The sequence below is a fragment of the Streptomyces sp. XY006 genome (assembly GCF_002237655.1).
In the GTDB taxonomy this organism is placed as follows: domain Bacteria; phylum Actinomycetota; class Actinomycetes; order Streptomycetales; family Streptomycetaceae; genus Streptomyces; species Streptomyces levis.
Genome location: NZ_NOKT01000019.1, coordinates 1 through 16,978, shown reverse-complemented (window position 1 = coordinate 16,978; position 16,978 = coordinate 1). Strand labels below are relative to the sequence as shown.

At 70.5% G+C, this 16,978-nt stretch carries 15 protein-coding genes and 1 pseudogene; 13 read left to right on the top strand and 3 right to left on the bottom strand.

Going from position 1 to position 16,978, the window contains the following annotated elements; all coding sequences use genetic code 11:
- Positions 1-168: 168 nt before the first annotated feature.
- Complete coding sequence (locus tag CHR28_RS22275) at positions 169-723, top strand: ATP-binding protein (protein ID WP_094055451.1); 555 nt, start codon at positions 169-171, stop codon at positions 721-723.
- A gap of 324 nt (positions 724-1,047) precedes the next feature.
- On the top strand, positions 1,048-1,344 hold the full coding sequence (locus CHR28_RS22270) for a hypothetical protein (protein ID WP_094055559.1): 297 nt from the start codon (positions 1,048-1,050) through the stop codon (positions 1,342-1,344).
- Between the two features lie 368 nt (positions 1,345-1,712).
- Here CHR28_RS22270 and CHR28_RS22265 read toward each other — a convergent pair whose 3' ends face one another.
- Positions 1,713-2,492, bottom strand: a complete 780-nt coding sequence (locus CHR28_RS22265; RefSeq protein ID WP_094055450.1) for a GntR family transcriptional regulator — start codon at positions 2,490-2,492, stop codon at positions 1,713-1,715.
- 165 nt (positions 2,493-2,657) lie between these two features.
- On the opposite strand from CHR28_RS22265, the gene CHR28_RS22260 reads away from it, so the two are divergent.
- The 4 genes from CHR28_RS22260 (at position 2,658) to CHR28_RS22245 (ending at position 6,150) form a co-directional block, all read left to right on the top strand.
- A complete protein-coding gene (locus CHR28_RS22260; protein ID WP_094055449.1) occupies positions 2,658-3,002 on the top strand; it encodes an SCO3933 family regulatory protein in 345 nt (114 codons plus the stop codon).
- Positions 3,002-4,303 (top strand): FtsK/SpoIIIE domain-containing protein, encoded by a 1,302-nt coding sequence (locus CHR28_RS22255; protein ID WP_094055448.1) that lies wholly within the window; start codon positions 3,002-3,004, stop codon positions 4,301-4,303. Before CHR28_RS22260 ends, CHR28_RS22255 begins: the two co-directional genes overlap by 1 nt.
- Positions 4,300-4,497, top strand: coding sequence for a hypothetical protein (locus tag CHR28_RS22250; RefSeq protein WP_094055447.1), 198 nt, complete (start codon positions 4,300-4,302; stop codon positions 4,495-4,497). Before CHR28_RS22255 ends, CHR28_RS22250 begins: the two co-directional genes overlap by 4 nt.
- 294 nt (positions 4,498-4,791) lie before the next feature.
- Complete coding sequence (locus CHR28_RS22245) at positions 4,792-6,150, top strand: replication initiator (RefSeq protein WP_094055446.1); 1,359 nt, start codon at positions 4,792-4,794, stop codon at positions 6,148-6,150.
- Positions 6,151-6,365: 215 nt separating this feature from the next.
- Here CHR28_RS22245 and CHR28_RS22240 read toward each other — a convergent pair whose 3' ends face one another.
- Positions 6,366-7,985, bottom strand: coding sequence for a recombinase family protein (locus tag CHR28_RS22240; RefSeq protein WP_094055445.1), 1,620 nt, complete (start codon positions 7,983-7,985; stop codon positions 6,366-6,368).
- A 350-nt stretch (positions 7,986-8,335) separates the two neighbouring features.
- Here CHR28_RS22240 and CHR28_RS22235 point away from each other — a divergent pair, with 350 nt between their 5' ends.
- Together CHR28_RS22235 and CHR28_RS22230 are read left to right on the top strand one after the other, a co-directional pair.
- Entirely contained in the window at positions 8,336-10,393 is a 2,058-nt protein-coding gene (locus tag CHR28_RS22235) for a restriction endonuclease (protein WP_179272524.1), read from the top strand.
- Between the two features lie 127 nt (positions 10,394-10,520).
- Positions 10,521-11,711: a serine hydrolase domain-containing protein gene (locus tag CHR28_RS22230; protein ID WP_094055444.1), complete on the top strand. Its 1,191-nt coding sequence runs from the start codon at positions 10,521-10,523 to the stop codon at positions 11,709-11,711.
- Between the two features lie 139 nt (positions 11,712-11,850).
- On the opposite strand, the gene CHR28_RS22225 is transcribed toward CHR28_RS22230, so the two are convergent.
- Positions 11,851-12,540 (bottom strand): GAF and ANTAR domain-containing protein, encoded by a 690-nt coding sequence (locus tag CHR28_RS22225; protein ID WP_256984336.1) that lies wholly within the window; start codon positions 12,538-12,540, stop codon positions 11,851-11,853.
- A gap of 167 nt (positions 12,541-12,707) precedes the next feature.
- On the opposite strand from CHR28_RS22225, the gene CHR28_RS22220 reads away from it, so the two are divergent.
- The 5 genes and pseudogenes from CHR28_RS22220 to CHR28_RS22200 all read left to right on the top strand — a co-directional run.
- The gene (locus tag CHR28_RS22220; RefSeq protein WP_094055443.1) at positions 12,708-13,205 is read left to right on the top strand and encodes a DUF2975 domain-containing protein; all 498 of its coding nucleotides are present in this window, start codon (positions 12,708-12,710) and stop codon (positions 13,203-13,205) included.
- Positions 13,205-13,435 carry a helix-turn-helix domain-containing protein gene (locus CHR28_RS22215; protein ID WP_094055442.1) on the top strand — a complete coding sequence of 77 codons (231 nt, stop codon included), beginning with the start codon at positions 13,205-13,207 and terminating at the stop codon, positions 13,433-13,435. The genes CHR28_RS22220 and CHR28_RS22215 overlap by 1 nt, the downstream gene beginning before the upstream one ends.
- Positions 13,436-13,535: 100 nt before the next feature.
- Positions 13,536-14,753 (top strand): hypothetical protein, encoded by a 1,218-nt coding sequence (locus CHR28_RS22210; RefSeq protein WP_256984335.1) that lies wholly within the window; start codon positions 13,536-13,538, stop codon positions 14,751-14,753.
- Between the two features lie 48 nt (positions 14,754-14,801).
- The gene (locus CHR28_RS22205) at positions 14,802-15,584 is read left to right on the top strand and encodes a TIGR03936 family radical SAM-associated protein (RefSeq protein ID WP_094055441.1); all 783 of its coding nucleotides are present in this window, start codon (positions 14,802-14,804) and stop codon (positions 15,582-15,584) included.
- A gap of 259 nt (positions 15,585-15,843) precedes the next feature.
- Positions 15,844-16,978, top strand: a pseudogene (locus tag CHR28_RS22200) (Rne/Rng family ribonuclease); the annotation flags it as partial.

Below are 16,978 nucleotides of genomic sequence, written 5' to 3'. Positions count from 1 at the left end.
GTGCTCATCGTGTCACAGCAGTATCGCGGTGGGGGGTTCATTGATGAACCCCCCTGCATTTGCTGGTGTTCACGTGAACCCCCTGGTGAACGCTCCCGGTCGTGGGCCTGGCGTCGTGTACTGACTTGCGCGAAGCAATCGGTGCGATGAGAGCTGGGAAGGGACGCAATGGACGCGGCAAAGGCCAGGCATCTGAGCGAGGAGCTGGACGCCTACGCTCACTGGTTCGTAGCACCGGATCCGGCTGTGGGCGGGCACTTTCTGGCGGTCACCCTCTTCGCCGAGTTCGGCGACACTGCGCGGGTTGCACGTGAGGCGACGGCGATGTTTCTGGTGGGCGCCGGTGCGGGTGAACTCGTAGACGACGCTCGGCTGGTCGTCTCGGAGCTGGTGGCGAACGTCGTGAACCACACCGTTCCTGATCGGCACCTCGCTCGACCCGGTAGCTGCCGCCGTATCGACGTGACCTTCAAGAAGTACCCGAAGTGGGTCTTCATCGGTGTCTCCGACGAAGACTCGACACCGCCACTGCTTCCGGCGGGTGAGACGTTCCCTGCCGCTTTGGTCGGTGAGCTGTCGGAAGCGGTGCTGCCGGACAGCGGTCGTGGGCTGCTCATCGCTCAGCGGCTCGCCACGTCGGTCTGGTGGTCGCCGGAAGAACGTGGCGGCAAGACCGTGTGGTGCCGCTTCGACCTTGACCAGCCGGGCATTCGCTCGGACTGACAGGCGCCGGGTCGCCACCCCTGCTCTGCTCCCTCGCGATCGGGAGTGGGGAGGCGGCCCGGTAACTGGCCGGAGCCTGACCACTCCGGCCGAAGGGGCGCGGTCTCTCGGACGGCCCGGGGGCTCCCCTCCCGAGCGAGAGTCCGCGCTTCACATCCCCATATAGGCCGGGCCACCCCATCAGCCCTGGAAAGCGAAGGGTGGCCCGGCTGGGAACACGGCGGCTCCCGGTGCCTGATGGTACCGGGGCCGCCGTGCTGCGTTTCAGCCCTGGTCCAAGGAAGTTGATGATCCGTTACCTAGATCAGGGCAGAGGTGGGCAAGGTGACTGGCTCGGGTGAGGGCTGGCTGAACGATGGTCTCGATCTGCCGGGGGCGGACTCCGGACTCTGGGTGTCCGGGGTGGACTACATCTCCGGTTGGCGTGAGGCACGTGAGACTGCCGACCGGCTGAACCGCGCACTCCTCGGACTGGGCTTGGAACTGTCCGCCGCGCGGGCCGTCGCGTCCACGAACGAGGACGGGCGCGGGGTGGTGCGGCTGACAGGTTGGCCGGATGCCGTGAACCGGCTCGCTGAGCTCCTGGAGGCACGCGCGGCCAGCGATGGCGGTGCAGAATGAGGGGCGCTTCCGCTGGTGAAGTCTGCGTGAGGTCGACGACTGCCCTGCTTGATGCCTCAGCCACAGACAGTCAGCCACGACGATGCCGTGCGACGAACGAGCCGGCGCGCGTGTGCCTCGCTCAGCCACCCACTGGCAGCAACCACGCTTCCGTGCTCCTGGTCCTCACGGCCGGTACCGTCCGGGCGGGAGCACCGATGGTTGGTCGATGCCTCGACTCCTTGGCCGTGCCGCGGGCGGGGGTGCCGGCAGACCGGACGGGACCGGCGTCCACGCCGCACGCCCGGCCGGGGCGGCCGGGCGCCCCGGCGCGCCGCAGGCGCGCCCTTGAGGAAGTGAAGGCGGTTTCGACCGATCATTGTCGGCGCTCAGGAGCGGGGGTGTTGTGCGGGCTGCCTGTCAGCGGTGATCCGGTAAGCGAGTTCGGCCCGGTCGGCGCCGAAGCGCAGTTCTTCGAGGATCAGTGGGCGGTCGTCGGTGCCATGCGCGATCCGGCTGACGTGCAGGATCGGTGTGGCGTCGGGGAGTCGGAGCGTGGTGCGTTCGTCGGGCAGGGGCATGCGTGCGCGTACGGTCTCGGTCCAGGTGAGCTTGTGGCCGGCCTGGGTGAGCACCCAGTAGAGCGCGGCCGATGGCTTGCACGGCTCCTGACCGAGCAGAGGAACGGCCTCGGCAACTTCGAACGGGATCAAGGTGCGATGCATGGCGCGCGTCCCGGTGCTGGGGTCGGTGAGCAGTCGGTCACATCCGAAGAGCGCTTCCTCGACGTCGAGCCCGAGGAGTCGGCCCGTGGCCTTTGTCGTGCGGGTGCGGTAGGTGCTCGGCTCCTCGGCCTCCTGCCAGATGTCGCCGCTTGGCATCACGAACTTGCCGTCCCTGGTGCGGCTGACGCCTCGTTCCAAGGTGAGGACGGGCTGACCGCTGGAGCGGACAAAGCTGCCCTTGCCGTGCCGGACATCGATAAGGCCTTCGGCCCGCAGTGCGGCAATGGCGTTGCGGACGGTCGGCCGGGAGACGCCGTACCGGGCCATGAGCTGCGCTTCGGATGGCAGCAGGGAGTCGGGCTCGAACTCGCCGGACAGGATCGCTTCGCGGATCGCGGCGGCGACCTGCTGGTAGAGGGCTCCTGGGCGCTGGATCTCCGACATGCGGTCATCTCCGGTTGAGGTCGTAGGCACGTCGCACGCGCGACATCACTCGTCAGCATAAGTAGTTGCGCTGGAGCCGTACAGGGCTTCATAGTCATCACTCGTAAGGACAAGTGACGTCAGTGTGTGTGACTGACGTCCCGACTGGCCAAGGAGGCCAACGAAATGCAGTCCATTCCCGTGGACACGGCGCGGCTGGGCGTACTGCGGTGCGCCATCGCCCCCGAAGCGAAGATCAGCAACCACGAGACGCAGGAGGTGAAGAGGGACCGGGACGGCAACCCGGTGTGGACCGTAGCCGTCACCGTGCGGCAGGACCGACGGCGGATTTCCGTCATTGAGATCGCCGTGAGCGGTCAGCCCAAGGGGATTGACGAAGGGCAGGTCGTCAAGGTCACCGGCCTGACCGCGTTCATGTGGTCGATGGGTGACCGACACGGCGTCAGCTTCCGCGCCGATGCCATCACCCCTGTGACCGGTCCGGCGCACGCCAAGGGCGGTGACGCCTGATGGGACCGATCCTGCTTGCCCTCGGTCTGGCCGTGCTGGCGTGGGTGCTCGTTGTCGGTGACCTAATCCGCCGGCACCGCCCCCTCTGGCACTGGTACCTGATCGGCTACCCGACCACCGCCTGCCGGGTCGTTCTCACCTGGCGCAAGGTCGCGATGCTCAACGACCTGGCCGTGTCCAAGCGTCCGCCGCGCGGGCTGCTCGGGGACCTGGTCGTCAAGGGCGACCCGCTGCGGCCGGTGGCCCCGCGGACTTCCTTTCCGCGCGCCACACGCATGGGCCTGACGGTGCTGGTCCGGCTCCATGCCGGGCAGACCCCGGCGACCTTCATGAAGGCGGCGGACGCGTTCGTGCATGCGTGGAAGGTCCACGCGGTCCGGGTCACCTCGCCCGAACGCGGGCTCGTCCTGCTGACCGTGACGGCCACCGACCCGCTTCAGCGGCCGGGCTTAGCGTCTGCTCCGGCCGAGTTGCTGTCGGCGCTCATCGGGGTTTTGGAGAGCGGCGGCGCCTGGGTGATGAACCTGCGCATGGTCCCGCACTGGCTCATCGCCGGGGCCACCCGTTCGGGGAAGTCCACGCTGCTGGCCCGGCTGATCACCCAACTCGCCCCGCAGCCGATCGCCCTGGTGGGCATCGACTGCAAGGGCGGCATGGAACTAGGCCTGTTCGCCGACCGGCTCAGTGCGCTGGCCACCTGCCGCCGTGAAGCGGTCGCCGTGCTCTCAGCGCTGGTGGGCGACATGCAGGACCGGATGGGCGCCTGCCGGTCGGCGGGAGTCCGCTCGATCTGGGAGCTCCCGGACAAGGTGCGGCCGGTGCCGGTCGTCGTGATCGTGGACGAAATCGCTGAGCTGTACCTGTCCGACGGCACCCGCGAGAGCAAGGCGGAATCCGAGCAGTGCTCGACCCTCCTGCTCCGTATCGGGCAGCTCGGTGCTGCTCTCGGCCTGCACCTGGTCGTCGCCGGCCAACGCGTCGGCTCCGACCTCGGCCCCGGCGTCACCGCGCTGCGTGCTCAACTCGGCGGCCGGATCTGCCACCGCGTCAACGATCCCGCCACGGCCGAGATGACCTTGGGCGACCTGAACAAGGACGCCGTGGCCGTCGCGCAATCGATCACGGCAGAGGAACGCGGCGTGGCCGTCTGCACCGGCCCGGACGGTGGCTGGAGCCGCGCCCGCTCGCACCTCACCCCAACCGAACAAGCCGTCTCGACGGCGCGGAAGTACGCCGCGACGGCACCGGAACTGCCCGCCCTGAACCGCGCCCTTGAGGCGCCGGAAGGAGAGAGCAAGTGATCAGCGAAGGTACAGCGTTCACGTTCTCGGTGATCTTCGGGATCATCACCGTCCTCCTCGTCCGCTCCCGCGACGTGCGCGCCTGGGAAGCGGTCTGCGTCGGCCTCTTCGGCCTCTACCTGGGCCAGACCCCGGTGGTCTTCACCGTCCACGGTCTCGTGACCTGGCTTATCAACGGCTTCGCCCACCACTGACCCGAAGGGACACACAGCCATGCCCATGCCTCGCGTGAGGTGCCCCCACTGCAAGGGCGACGGAGCCCGTAAGACCTGGACCGGGCGCACACGCCGCTGCCGCGTCTGCCGGGGCACCGGAACCATCCGCTGATCGCTAGCCACCCCCGACAAGGAGGTGATCCCCATGCCCCACACCGCGCTACAGCCCGTTCATGCCCCAGCCGCTTCGGCGGCCGACTGCGGAAGGTCACCACCATCACCCCGGACTTCACTCCGGCTGACCGGCGCGCCGCCCTCGACCGCGCGGCGCGCCTGCGTCAGCTCCCCGAAGCAGACCGCGACGCAATCCGTCTCGCACAAGACCCAAAGCTCCCTCGCCTGCTGGAGCAGATCACCGCTACCGGCGGCTGCGCCCACCCCGTCCACCTCTCCGGCTCCACCACCACAGTGGACGGCACAACCGGCGAGATCCTCCGCCACTACGACACCCGCGACGAGCCCGGCGAACGTCTCCTCGTCCGCTGCCGCAACCGCCGTGCAAGTATCTGCCCGGCCTGCTCCCGCATCCACGCCGGAGACACCTACCACCTCGTCCGCGCCGGCCTCCTCGGCGGCAAGAACGTTCCCGATGCCGTCCGCCATCGCCCGCGGCTGTTCGTCACCCTCACCGCTCCGTCGTTCGGCGCGGTCCACCGGTCATCGGAGCAGTGCCGTCCACGCCGCGACGGCGGCACTTGCGCACACGGCCGTCCCCTCGGCTGCGGTCTCGGCCACGCGTTGGACGAACCGAGTGTCGGCCAACCGCTCTGCCCGGACTGCTACGACTACACCGCCCACGTCCTGTGGCACGCACACGCCTCCAAGCTCTGGGACCGCTTCGTCATCGACGTCCGGAGGCGCCTCGCTTCCTCGGTCGGCCTGGTGCAGTCCCGCTTTGCCCAGCACGCCCGGTTGTCCTTCGCCCGCGTCGCCGAGTACCAGAGGCGGGCGGCCGTCCACGTCCATGCCGTCGTCCGCCTCGACGGCCCGACCGGTCCCGGAGACGAACCCCCGGCCTGGGGGACGTCCGAGCTGCTCATCGACGCCGTACGCGCCTCCGCCCGACGGGTCCTGGTCCGTACGCCCTACAGCCCTGCCGTAGGTGAACTGAGACTCCGTTGGGGTGCCCAGATCGATGCACGGCCCCTGCGGATAGACGGTGAGGGCCCGGACGATGACGCGGTGGCCGCGTACGTCGCCAAGTACGTCACCAAGGGCGCGAGCGACATCGGCGCCGGCACTGACTACCGGCTCTCGTCCTGGGGCGACATCGAGTCGGCGCCCGTGAGTGAACACGTGCGCACTCTTATGCGGACCTGCTGGCGCCTTGGAGGCCTACCTGAGTACGGGCCCCTCCGCCTCCGGGCTTGGGCCCACACCCTGGGCTACCGGGGCCACATTCTCACCAAGTCCCGCGCCTACTCCACCACCTATGCAGCACTCCGCGCTGAACGTGCCCTTCACCAGGGCCACACCGACCTGCCGGACGGGATCACCGAACGGCGCTGGCGTTACGTCGGCTCCGGCCATACGCCTGGCGCAGCACTCATTGCGGCTGGCATCGCAGACGATCTCGCGGAGTCCCGGAGGCTGGCCCTGGTCACGATGAAAGAGGGGGAGTGGCGCCGATAAGTGCTCTGCCTGAGTGTGTCTCGCAGCAGCCCCAGCGTGTGTCGCTTCTCCAGGCCTCCGACGAGAGACGGACGGCCGTGATTCAGAGCGAGATCGTGATCGTTGACGATGACGGTACGGAAGAGCCGTTCGACCCCTCTTCGTGGTTCTCGTGACGCGAAACCGCCCACCCAGTCGCTTGGGTGGGCGGCTCTGCTCTGTACCGAGAGCAGGAGTCAGAACGCCTCGGCGAAGTCGTCCTCTTTCATGATCAGCCGGTCACGCACGTCCTTAGGGATCAACAGCTTCATGTGGATGTGAGGGGCGCGAACCCCCTTCACCTTGCTCCGCTTGATCACGCACTTGACACCGACCCTGAGCAGATCGGCGGACATGGCCTCTATACCGCCCTCTTCCCAGTGCTGCCGGAACGTCTTGCCGTTGTGCACGGCTACCCATCGGTCCTTCGTGGACTCGGGGTCGATGGCCTCCAACTGCTTGATGAGGTCGTCCAGCGTCTTCTCGGCCTGCTCCTGGGTGAAGCGGGTCTTCGTGAACCGGCCTCCGGGTTCCAGGCCCGTCATGTAGTAGCTGATGGACTGTTCCAGCCGCTGCAGCTCCTTGCGGGCGTCGGCGCCCTGCCGGTACTCGCGTGTCATGACCGGCTCGTCACCCAGGACCCTTAGAACGTCGTCTACGAGCTGGCCGTAGATCTCCTCGGGGTTCGGTGCACCGTGCCCTCCGGCCTTGCATTTGCCGCACCGCAAGTACAGGTACGACCGTCCACTGACCCGAGTCCTTTGAACGGTCATGTTGGAGCTGCAGTCGTGGCAGATCAGCACACCGAGGAACTTCGTCGCGCCGCCGGGGCGCCGTGTGGGCTGGTTCCTTGATCTGCGGTTCAGGGCTTCCTGAAGACTCTCGAACTCTTCCTCGGTGAAGATCGGCTCGGCCACACGGATGGGCTTAGCGTCGCTGCCAAGGACGATCTTCGACCGGCGCACGCCTCCGTTCTTGTCCTCTTCGACGCGGTAGCCCATGAGCGCCGGATTCCTGAGACGCCGGAGCTGCGTTGAGGCTGTCAGTCCCGGTCCACAGAGACCGGCTCGTACGAGGACCTTGACCATGCGGCGGGCTGACGCGGGTTTGGCACGCATGGTGGCCTTCCGGCACCAGTGCAGTGCTCGGTACGCGTCCTGGTCGATGACGAGCACGACTCGGCCGGCCTCGTCTTCCGACGTCTCGTACCCGTAAGCGGGTTTGCCTACGAGCCACTCACCTTGAGTCTTCGTGTAGTCCCACAGGTTCGCGACGCGCGTGCTCGTGTTGGCCGCCTCGATCTCGGCGATACCGCCGATGATCGTGACCATGATCTTCCCGGCCGTGGTGGTCAGGTCGATCGAGTCGTTCTTGGAGACGAGGTTCTTCCCGTACTTCAGGCACCAGTCGATCATGGTGCTGAGGTCACTGAGCCGCCGCACGAAGCGGTCCAGCTTCCAGAAGAGGATCTCGTCGAACTCTGGTGCCCTGTTGTTCAGCCAGTCGCCGAGCTCTTTGCGCTTCCACGGCGGCACCTTCGTGGCCGACACGTTCAGGTCGCTGGCCACGCCGACGACTCGGCTGCCGCGGTCCACGGCCAGCTTTCGGAGGTCGAGTTCCTGCCGTACGGGCGACGTCGTGTCGTCGGTGAGCACCGACAGCCGCACGGACAGCAGGGCTCGTGGGGCGTCGTCGGGTAAGAGCGCTTCGGCCCTCTTCAGCTCCTCCAGGAGGGCTAAGTCCGCCCTCGTCCACTCGGCCTCAACTGAGTACTGAGCGCGTTCAGTTGCGGTGCGTGTCCTCGTTCGCTTCGCCATGACCAGCACCGTAGCGAATGTGGCGCCGTTGGGGTATAGCCGCAGATGGACACCCACATCCAGATCGGCCCGACGGGCAAGAAGCTGCTGCCCCTGACGGTCAAGAACGCGGCCCCGGCACCGGGCGGTCACGCGCACTGACCCGAGCCCCGACTGAGCCCCTTCCGGACCGGAGGGGGCTCAGTGCTGTCGGCGGCCGGGTGACCTGCTCGAATCATCCGATCCGATCGCTTCGGCAACGCGATATTCACGACGGCGATTGCTGGATACAGTCGTTTTGTCACTACTGGTTGCGGGGGCGACCAGAGCTTGGTCGGCTGTGCCGACGTCCTGGGGAGGGCCTGTAGCGCATGAGTCGTCGCTCTGCTGGTTTTGTCGGTGCCTGGGCTGAGATCCAGCGGCAGCAGCAACGTCAGATGGAAGCCGAGGCACGTCGACGGCGGTACGAGGCGCAGCAGGCCCGGGCGTATCAGCGGCGGGCTGAGCAAGGACACCGGGAGTACTGCCAGGCGGAGGCCAGACGGCGTACGGAGGAACTGGAGGCCCGGGTCGCGGCCCTGCAGGGTCTGCTGACCACGGGCTGCCGGGCGCCGGGCTTCCGGGCCTCGGACCTGATGCGTGCGGAGGACATCCCGCCGTTCGACCCGGGTCCGCTCGCCTGGCCGGTGCGGATGCCCGACCCGAACCAGTACCAGGCGCAGAGCGGCTGGACCGCCGGTCAGCGGGCGCGGGCACAGGCCGAGGCGCGGGCCCGGTTCGAGCAGGACTGGCATGCCGCCCAGGTCGCCGAAGGGCAGCGGCAGCAGCGGTTAGCGGCCTTGCAGCGGGACTACGAGCAGCGGACGGAGTCCCAGCGGGCCGAGGTGCGTCGGCACAACGCCGGGGTCGCGGCGGTGACCGAGGGGGTCAGGCGGGGCGATCCGGATTCCGTGGTCGAGTACTTCTCCGCCGCGCTGTACGCGTCGACGGCCTGGCCGGAGGGCTTTCCCCGGCAGGTGGCGGCGGCCTACGACGTAGCGGGACGGCAACTGGTGCTGGACTGGGAACTGCCCCCGTACGACGTGGTTCCCGAAGCGAAGTCCGTCAGGTACCAGCTCCGTGAGGACCAGTTCAAGGAAGCGGCACGCCCCGTGAGTCAGCGCCGGGCGCTGTACCGCGAGGTGCTGGGGCAGAGCCTGCTGCTGGTGCTGCATCAGCTGTTCGCGGCGGACGAGTACGGCGTCCTCGACTCGATAGCGCTGAACGGCTTCGTGGATGCCCCCGATCCGGCGACAGGACGCCGGACGCAGATCTTCCTGGCGACCGTCATGGCCTCCCGGGCGGCTTTCACGGATCTGCATCTGGGGCAGGTGGATCCGGTCAGCTGCCTGACCGACGCGCTGAGGGGACAGATCTCGACCCGACCCGACCAGCTCGCTTCCGTGCGGCCGGGCCGGCAGCCCCAGGACGTCGGCAGCCCCGTGGCCACCCATGGTGGCGATCACGAGCCGAACCTGTACGACATGGATCCGATCGCCTTCGAGTCCCTGGTCGCCGATCTGTTCCGCGCCATGGGCATGCAGGCCGTGACGACTCAGCGCTCGAACGATGGTGGCGTGGACGTCGACGCGACGGACCCGGCACCGATCCGCGGCGGCAAGATCGTGGTGCAGGTCAAGCGCTACCGCAACACGGTGCCGCCCACAGCGGTGCGCGACCTCTACGGCACGGTCCAGGACGTCGGCGCCAACAAGGGCGTCCTGGTGACGACGTCCGGATTCGGTCCGGGCTCGCACACCTTCGCCCGGGGAAAGCCGCTGGAGCTGATCTCGGGCGGAGAACTGGTCGACCTCCTGCACCGGCATGGGCTGCGCGGGCGCCTGGGAGAGACGCGCACGGCGGCCCCGGCCCAGCCGACGGGGGCCGGTCCCGCGGCTCCGCCCGACGACCACAACGTGCTGGGCATGACGTGGTCCGGCAACGTCGCACTCGACGTGTGCGCGCTCGTCTGCCGTGGCAGCCGAGTCCTCAGCGAGGATCACTTCGTGTTCTTCAACAACCCGCGGACGCCTGACGGTTCGGTGTGCGCCGTACCGGCTGCGGGTCCCGACAAGGCAGCCATGCGTGTCGCCTTCGACGGACTGCCGGAGGCAGCCGACCGGTTCGTGATCGTGGCCGCCGTGGATCCGGAGGTGAACCCGGAGGCCGACCTGTCGGGGTTCACCGACGCCTGCATCCGGCTGCTGGACCCGGCGCTGACCGAGCTCGGGCGGCTCGAGGTCTCCGACGGGCGCGCCGGAGAGACCGCGTTGGTGCTCGGCTCCTTCCGGCGCAGGGCCAATGGCGACTGGGACTTCGTGCTGGGCGGCAAGGGATACACCGGAGGACTGGAGCAGCTCGTCCGGGACTACGGCATCGAAGTGGAGTGACACGGAAGGGCTCGCTGCTGCCTCCGTACGAGTGGACTTCGTTCCGGGGCGGTCGGGCGGGGGTGCCGGGGGTGGGGTGGGTGGTGATGATCCTCGCGTTCGCCGTCCCCCGAAAGAGGCGTCTGCCATGCGACATGTTCGACGTGTTCCCTCCCGCCGGATGTTCGCCGCGGGGCTGGTCGCCCTGGCGGCGACGCCCGCCGCTGCCGGCCACGCCGCTGGTCTCGGCCGGCACGACTCGGGCGACTGTCCGCCGCACGGGCTCGGGCGTGAGCTGACCGCCCGGCTGGACGAGACGGTCGAGGACGTCCGCCGACAGGCCGGCATCCCCGGGGCCGTCGTCGGGCTGTGGTTGCCGGGCCGGGGCAGCTACGTCCGTGCCTCCGGGGTGGCCGACACCCGCACGGGTGAGCCGATGGCGGCCGACTCGTACGTCCGGATCGGCAGTGAGACCAAGACGTTCACCGTCACCGCGCTGCTGAAGCTCGTGGACGACGGCCTGGTCGGGCTGGACGATCCGGTCTCCCGGTACGTCGAGGGCGTGCCCGGCGGGCACCGGATCACGCTGCGGCACCTCGCCGAGATGCGCAGCGGGCTCTTCCCGTACACCGCCGACCCGGACTTCATCCACGACCTGCTGAGCCGCCCGCAGCGGTCCTTCACCCCGCGCGGGGTCCTCGCGTACGGCTTCCGGCACGCGAACACCTTCGCCCCGGGGCGGGAGTTCCAGTACTCCAACACCAATCTCGCCCTGCTCGGCCTGGTGATCGAGAAGGTGGGCGGCCGGCGGCTCGCCGACTTCCTCCACGCGCGCGTGCTCCGCCCGGCCGGACTGCGCCACACCCTGTTCCCCCGGGGCGGCGAGTTCCCCCGGCCGCACCCGCGCGGCTACACCGACCAGACGCTGAGCGGCGAGGTCGAGGACGTCACCGACTGGAACCCCAGCTGGGCCTGGGCGGCCGGGGCGATGATCTCCAACCTCCACGATCTGCGCCGCTGGGCCGGGATCCTCGCCACGGGCCGGCTGCTCAGCCCCGAGACCCAGGCGCAGCGGCTCAGGACGCTGCCGACCGGCCACCCCGGTACGACGTACGGTCTCGGCATCTTCGAGACCAACGGGTGGCTCGGGCACAACGGCTCGATCCCGGGCTACGAGACCGTGACGGTGTATCTGCCGGAACGGAAGGCCACCCTGGTCATCATGATCAACACGGATGTCGTGGTCGGGGGGCAGGAGCCGTCCACGCTGCTCGCCCGCGCGATCACGTCGGTCGTCACGCCGGACCACGTGTACGACGGGTCGGTGGTCGCGCGCTAGCGGCCGCTGTGCGGGCGGGCCGGAAAGGGGTGAGACAGCGGTCCTGGGGGACCCGCTGAAGAGGCGGCGTAGGTGACGCTCCCCCGGGGGGCCGGCGCCGTCAGGTTCCCCCAGTTCAGAATGTGTGCTGGGGGAGCCGTCAAGTCAGTCCGCCGTGTTCGCAGACCCGGCGTGCGACCTCCCGGAGCTTGACGTTCTTCTCCTGGGAGTAGCGGCGCAGGACACCGAAGGCCTGCTCCTCGGTGAGGTGGTGGCTGCCCATGAGGATGCCCATCGCCTCGCCGATCACATGCCGGGTGGCGATGGCCTGCTCCAGCTGGGCGTGACTGCGGGCGCTGGAGAAGGCGACGGCGGCGTGCGAGGCCAGCAGCCAGCCGGCCGTCTCGCTGTCCTCGGAGAAGGCCCCGGGGCGGTGGGAGTACAGGTTGAGCGCGCCGAGGTCCTCGTCCTCGGTGTACAGCAGGAAGCCCATGATGCTGCCGATGCCCAGCTCCTCGGCCCGTGCGGCGTAGGCACGCCAGCGGGACCGTCCGGCGGTGAGGTCGCCGATGCGGAACACGCGCTCGCCGGTGCTGGTGCGGGCCGCGTCGAAGCAGGGGCCCTCGCCGAGTTGCTCCTGGAGCCGGTCGCTCTCCACCACCAGGTCGTGGGTCGGCGCGAGCGACTCGACCTTCTTGCCGTGCAGCAGCAGGATGCCGGCCGCGTCGCACCCGGAGACCAGCTCGACGGCCGCGTGGGTGATGTGTCCCAGCGTGGTCTCGACCGAGTCCTGGGCGAGCAGGTCCCGCGCCATGGAGGCCATCTCCCGTGCGAACACGCGCCAGTCCACCGTCGTCCTCCTCGCTCCGGGTGCCGGCCTTGGGTGCCTCTTGCCACGGTGTCACGGGTCGCACTCCTTCGCGGGTACGACCACTTGCCGCATCTATCGATTCTCGATAGGTTTCCATCGTAGTTCGATCGGTTCGATCGGTTCGATGGATATGGATGGGGAGTGGGATGGGAAAGCTGGCCGTGGCCGCCCTGCGGGCGGTGCTCGTGGCGCTGCTCGCCGGGTCGTTGTTCGTGCAGTGCGTGATGGTCCCGCTGCTGGCCGCCGACATGAACGGGCTCAAGCCCGAGTACGCCCATCTGCGGACGCCGATCCTGGTGATCCTGGTGCTGGGTGTCGTGACGGCCCAGGTGGTGCTGGTGTGCGTGTGGCGGCTGGTGACGATGGTCCGGCGCGGGACGGTGTTCTCCACGGATGCCTTCCGGTACGTGCACCTGGTGATCGGCGCGTTCGTGGCGGCCGCCTGCCTGGTGTTCGCGCTCGGGGTGGTGCTCGCGCCGGGCGAGGCCGTCGCCCCCGGGGTGGTGCTGCTGCTGGGCGGGGCCGGCCTCGCGGTGCTGGGGGTCGCGCTGGTCGTGCTGGTGCTGCGGATGCTGCTGGCGCAGGCCGTCGCCCGCGACATCGAGGCGGCCCGGATGCAGGCCGAGCTGGAAGAGGTCATCTGATGCCGATCGCCGTCGACATCGACGTGATGCTGGCCAAGCGGAAGATGTCCGTGGGCGAGCTCGCCGAACGCGTCGGCATCACCCCGGCCAATCTGGCCGTCCTCAAGAACGGCCGCGCCAAGGCGGTCCGCTTCTCCACCCTCGCCGCGCTGTGCGAGGTGCTGGAGTGCCAGCCGGGAGATCTGCTGCGCTTCGAGACGGACGGGGACGCCCCCGCGGCCATGCCCTGAGCACCGCGTGATCACGACTGCGGGTGGAGGACCGCGGGAGAAACGGGGCGGGATGGTGCGGTACGGGATCCGGACGGGACGCTGAGGCGTCCTTGACGGTATGGATCTGCAGAAACCGCCCCGCGAGAGCACCGAGCCGCGGGTCGATCCGCGCGAGAGCCCGGCCGGGCCGCCCGTCCGGCGGCAGCCCGGGGCGTCCGGGGCGTCCAAGGCGCCCGAGGCGTCCGGGGTGCCCAGGGCGCCCGAGGGGTGCCTCGCCGTCGCGATCCGGATTCCCGTGCGGATCGTCGTGCTCGTGCTGGTCGTCCCCGTACGGATGCTCTGGGACGCGCTCGTCGTCACCGGCCGCTTCCTGAACGACACCCTGCTCCGGCCGCTCGGACGGGCCCTGCTGTGGCTGGCACGGGCGGTGTTCGTCTGGCCGTTCGTGGGGCTGTGGCGGTACGTCGCGGTGCCGCTCGGCCGGGCCCTCGCCTGGCTCGGGAAGGTCCTCGTCGTCGTACCGCTCGTCTGGCTGTACCGGTACGTGCTGACGCCGGTGGGACATGCGATCGCCTGGGCCGGTCGGGGCGTCGGCGCCGGGCTCGGCTGGGTGTACGCGCATCTGCTGACCCCCGCCGGGCATGCCGTGATGTGGGTCCTGAAGGGCATCGGCGCCGTGCTCGCCGCGCTCGGGTTCGGGGTGTACACGGCCGTGGCGTGGCTCGTCCGGTACCTGGTCGTCGTACCGGCCCGGTGGCTGTACACCTGGGTGCTAGCCCCCGTGGGACGCGCCCTGCTGTGGTGCGGCAAGGGGCTCGTGTGGCTGGTGCGCACCATCGTCACCGGCGTCGGCACGGCCCTGTACTGGATCGCGCGGATCCTGTTCGTGCTGCCCGCGCTCGCCCTCTGGCGCTGGGTCCTCGCTCCCGTCGGCCGCGTTCTCGCCGTCGTCGGACGGGAGGTGTCCGACGCCCTCGGTCACGCCTGGCGCATCGCCGGGCACATCTCGCTCGCCGTCGGCCGGTTCCTCGGCACGCTCCTGCGGTGGATCTTCGTGGAGCCGGTCCGGTGGGTGTACCGCAGCGTGCTCACGCCGGTCGGGCACGCCGTGCGCGACCACGTCCTGCGCCCCGCCGCCGAGGCCGCCCGCGGCGTCGGACGGGCCACCCGGCAGGCGCTGGCCGCCGCCCGCGAGACCGTACGGCAGGCCCGCGCCGACGTGCGCCGGATGCTCTTCGGCGAGCCGCGGCAGCCCGCTCCGGTCGCCCGGAGGGAACCTTCCGGCCGCGAGGCACGTACTCTTGGTGGCAGTACGACCGCTCTCACGAAGGACTGAACGACACTGGGCAAGCGACAGCCCGAAGGCCCGCCGCCCGCACCCGCGGTGCAGCGCATCCGACTGCGCTACACCAAGCGCGGCCGCCTCCGGTTCACCAGCCACCGTGACTTCCAGCGCGCCTTCGAGCGTGCGTTGCGCCGTGCCGAGGTGCCGATGGCCTACTCGGCCGGGTTCACGCCGCACCCGAAGGTGTCGTACGCCAATGCCGCACCCACCGGCACGGGCAGTGAGGCGGAGTACCTGGAGATCGCGCTCACCGCGCCCCGCGACCCGGAGCAGCTCAGGGTCCTTCTCGACGCGTCGATGCCCGCCGGGCTCGACATCGTCGAGGCGGTCGAGGCCCGCACCTCGGGCCTCGCCGACCGGCTGACCGCTTCCGTGTGGGAGCTGCGGCTGGACGGCGTGTCGCCGGAGGAGGCCCGCCGGGCGGCGGACGCCTTCACCGCGGCCGAGACCGTCGAGGTCCAGCGCCTCGCCAAGAACGGGGTCCGTACCTTCGACGCCCGCTCCGCCGTCGTGAGCCTGGAGAGCCGCGATCTCGCGGAAACGCAGAGTTCGCAGGCTGATAGGCCGACCGACCAGCCCTGTGCGATACTGCGGCTGGTTGTTCGGCACGTGACGCCTGCCGTACGACCCGACGACGTCCTGTCCGGTCTCCGCGCCGTGGCCGACCTGGCGCCGCCGGTCCCCGCAGCGGTGACCAGGCTGGCGCAGGGGCTGTTCGATGAAGAGACCGGCACGGTGACCGACCCGCTCGCGCCCGACCGCGAGGCAGCGCAGGCCCACTCAACGGCCGAACCGCCTGCCGCCGCGACGGCGCCGGCGTAAGGAAGGTCCCGCGTAGGGACGGACGTCGTAGCGCCGCCCTCGGACTCGGGAGCCACCTGGGTCGGGCAGCGTACCGATCAGAAGACTTTCGCCAGGCCGTACGCATTCGGCGTACGGAACCGGCGAGACAGGACACGGAGAGCTCCCGTGCGGCGCCCGCGCCCCGGACGGCGGCGACGCGCACAGCGCGAGCCGCGGACGTCACCGGCATCGCCGGACCAGGCGCGGCGCCCGGGAGCCTGACGGGAGAAAAGCCCGCATGCTCGAACCGACCGAACCCGCAGAGTCCTCGCAGGGCTCCGAACAGAACACCCCCAGCGACACCCTGCCGCCCCGCCGGCGGCGGCGTGCCGCCTCCCGCCCGGCGGGTCCGCCCGCCGGTGCCGCCGACGCGCCGGCCGAGACCGTCGCGCCGGCCATACCGGCCGCCGAGGCCGGCGAACTCGCGGCCGACGCCGAGGAGACCGACGAGGCCGCCCTCGACGTGACGGCGTCCGCGGAGACCGCCGCCGCGACGGAGTCCGCTGCGGCCGCCGACGCCGCGCAGTCCGGCGAGGCCGCCGGGGCCGCACCGGGGGAGGACACCGCGTCCGCCGGGCGCAAGCGGCGCCGTGTGGTGCGCCGCGCCTCCGCGCCGGCCGGGGCTCCGGCCTCCGAGGCCGCCGCCGAGACCGTGGTGCCCGCGACCGCCGCCGCTCCCGCTGCCTCCGAGGCGCCGGAGCAGGCCGAAGCCTCCGCCGAGGTGCCCGCCCCCGCCGAGGACGCCGCTCCCCGGCGCACCCGTCGCCGCGCGACCCGCAGCGTCACCTCGCCCGCCCCCGCTGCCGCCGAGACGGACACGCCGGCCCGGACCGGCCAGGCCGCGCAGAACGGCCGGCCCGCGCAGAGCGCGCCGGTCGACGCGGCACCGGCCGCCGCCGAGGCCACCGAGACCACTGAGACCACCGAGGCCGGTACCGCCGGTGCCGAGGCGGACGACGCCCCTCCGCGCCGCACCCGCCGGCGTGCTTCCCGGCGCGTCTCCGCGCCCGCCGAAGCGGCCGACTCCGGTGCCGACGCCGGCCCGTCCGGCTCCACCGCCGCGTCCGCCGAGGCGCCCGCCGCATCGCCTGAGGAGGCGGAGGCCCCCGTGACCGACAACCCCGCCGAGCCGGCCCGCAGGTCCAGGACCCGCTCCCGCTCCGAGGCCGCCGCCGAGCCGACCCCCGCGTCCGAGGCCGCCGCCGACTCCGCGCAGGCCGCCGACCAGGCCCCCGCCGCGTCCGAGAGCACCGCCGAAGCCGCCACCCAGGCCGCCCCCGCCGCCGAGCCGGCCGAGTCCGTCGAGGACGCCGCCCCGCGGCGCCGCCGCCGGGTCGTGCGCCGGGCCGCCGGCGGTTTCGCCGAGCCCGCCC